Source organism: Candidatus Symbiopectobacterium sp. NZEC135, from assembly GCF_025962695.1.
Genome location: NZ_JAGFPF010000190.1, coordinates 1 through 2,672, shown reverse-complemented (window position 1 = coordinate 2,672; position 2,672 = coordinate 1). Strand labels below are relative to the sequence as shown.

Annotated in this window: 2 protein-coding genes and 1 pseudogene; all 3 read left to right on the top strand. The window is 44.7% G+C overall.

Annotation, left to right across the window (positions count from 1 at the left end; all coding sequences use genetic code 11):
- Positions 1–1,492, top strand: a 1,492-nt coding sequence (locus J5224_RS24740) for an FHIPEP family type III secretion protein (RefSeq protein ID WP_264627867.1), incomplete at its 5' end; no start/stop codon positions are given.
- Between the two features lie 10 nt (positions 1,493–1,502).
- Positions 1,503–1,910: a hypothetical protein gene (locus J5224_RS24735; protein ID WP_264627866.1), complete on the top strand. Its 408-nt coding sequence runs from the start codon at positions 1,503–1,505 to the stop codon at positions 1,908–1,910.
- A 16-nt stretch (positions 1,911–1,926) separates the two neighbouring features.
- Positions 1,927–2,672, top strand: a pseudogene (locus J5224_RS24730) (EscN/YscN/HrcN family type III secretion system ATPase); the annotation flags it as partial.

The following is a 2,672-nucleotide window of genomic DNA, read 5'->3' as shown; positions in this document are numbered from 1 at the left end:
TGGTGCGATGAAATTTATCAAAGGTGATGCAATTGCCGGGATCGTCATCATATTCGTTAATCTGCTAGGCGGCATTTCTGTTGGGATGATGCAACATGGGATGAGTATGTCGACAGCGCTTTCAGTCTATACGCTGTTGACGATAGGTGATGCGTTAGTTGCACAGATACCTGCACTCCTCATTTCTATCAGTGGTGGTTTGATTGTTACTCGGGTAAACAACAATGAAGATAATAATCTGGGATCCAAAATCATCCACGACATGTTTTCCAATAAATTTATATTGGTGGTTACCGGCATTCTTGCCATTGCGCTCGGTCTGCTGCCAGGTTTTCCATTGGCGGTATTTCTGTTATTGGCCGCACTGCTGTTTGGACTCTATTTCAAACACCGGCGGGAAGAAAAACAGCGGGGAGCAATGGCATCACGTTCAGATCAGAAAGAGAACGAGGGTGAAGATAAGGGAAAACCTGTGGTAATCGATGGTGAGTTTATCCCTGAAACCATTCCTTTAATCGTTACTGCATTTTCTGGGCATGAAAAAATAGTAAACCAATATGGTTTTTCATCGTATTTAAAACGCCACTTTTTTATCGAGTACGGTGTTCGTTTACCTGATGTGGTGATGAACTATAAATCGGATACACCACAAAATACCGTCGTCATTTTAATTAATGAGATTGAGGCGGCCAGCTTCCCGCTCTTTCCCGGTATGCATAAGATCTTGCTACGCGGTGATGAGTACCAGGTTCTGGACAGCAATGTACAGGTTAATGAAATTGATCAAGTAAAAACCTATTGGCTCCCGGAGGAACAGTGCAAAAAAGCACACAGTCTTGGATTTTATACGCGTAGTGCACAGGATGAATTTTACGTTTGCGCATCGACACTGCTGGCGAGAAACATTACCGAGTTTTTCGGTATCCAGGAGGCGAAAATGCTGCTTGACGATCTTGATAAAAAATATCCGGAATTACTTAAAGAGTGTTACAGAAATAATACCGTTCAGCGTATTACTGAGGTTTTTCAACGTTTGCTGCAAGAACGTATTTCTATCAGGAACATGAGGTTAATTCTTGAGGCATTAGTACAGTGGGCTCCGAAAGAAAAAGATCCCATTATGTTAGTGGAGCATGTGCGCGGTGTGTTATCGCGCTATATATCAAACCGATTTTCTACGGAAGGAAAAATTCGTGCGTTTGTTATGTCGCATGAGTTGGAAGCGGTAGTGCGTAATGGTATCAGACAAACGTCGGGGGGAACCTTTATCAACTTGCCTCCACCAGAAACTGAGCGAATTATGCAGTGTTTAGAAAAAAGTATTCATGGCAACGGAGTCAATGCCAGGGATATTATTTTAATGGTATCTCTTGATATTCGACGCTTTGTGAAAAAACTGGTCGAAGAGCATTATCCTGAAATGGATGTGCTCTCATTTGGTGAAATTTCACAAAGCGTGGACATTGATGTTATAGGTTTACTACAAAACTAACGGGTGAATTATGCAATATGATGTTGTTGCGTTGCTAACCGAGATTTTAGCTGAAGTGGGGATGTCAGAGGTTCTTGATAAAGACCTGAATAATCACTCTACGATATCGTTACATATGAAGGATGATATTCCCACTATCCATATCAAGAGTAATGATGAGGAAATTTGGGTTTGGGCGCAGTTGGGCGAATTCAATCTTTCTACCCTGAGTTATTGCAGTGCCAATCTGTTTCCATTGTTATTGGCGCATAACGAAGAGGTGTTTCATGCAGGGCAACCTTGTCTATATCAGATTGATAACAGTTTAGATCTTCGCGCTCAGGTAAAAGAAAAACATTGTGAGTCAGCCTCCGCATTCATGGAGATGCTGGATACCTTTTTAACGGTGTTGCAGCAGTATCGCACTGCATTAAATTAAAGACGGGAGTGCAACCATGGTCGCGCAAAACTTTGTCCATCTTGCTCACCCTGTAAGAATTCAGGGAAATGTAATAGAGGCCTATTTACCCGGTACCTATATTGGCGAGGTGTGCGAGGTGCAGCGTTCCCTTCAGGATTCAACACGAGTAGGGCTTGCGCAAGTCATTGGTTTTAATCACGAGTACACGCTATTAAGCCTGCTAAATGATAACCAGGGGTTTTCTCGTCGCAATGTGCTCTATCCGACGGGTAACCCGTTCAAGATTGCGCTGAATGACGATGTTGCTGGCACTGTTCTTGATGCGATGGGCAATGTCCGCGCTCGGCTCGATAGCAACGCGTCGCGCGATTCCGGCGTGAAGCATGTGCTGACGGTGCAAGGAGAAGCCAAAGATTTTACTCAGCGCAGGCCGATTGATACGCCACTGGTGACGGGAGTACGAGCGATCGACGGGCTGCTCACGTGCGGCTTGGGTCAGCGCATGGGTATTTTTGCCTCTGCTGGCTGTGGCAAAACATCGTTAATGAGCATGCTGATTGAGCATTCCGAAGCGGACATTTATGTTATTGGTCTGATTGGAGAACGCGGGCGTGAAGTTACCGAGTTTATCGAAACGCTAAAACAATCCCCGCGCAGTGCGCAAGTGGTGCTGGTTTACGCCACATCAGACCGGTCGTGTATTGAACGTTATAATGCCGCGCAGATAGCGACACGTGTGGCGGAATTTTTTAGCGCTAAAGGGAAGCATGTCCTGCTGTT

Coding starts and splice junctions, on each gene's coding strand:
- J5224_RS24735 (WP_264627866.1), top strand. CDS start 1,503: ATGCAATATGATGTTGTTGCGTTGCTAACCGAGATTTTAGCTGAAGTG.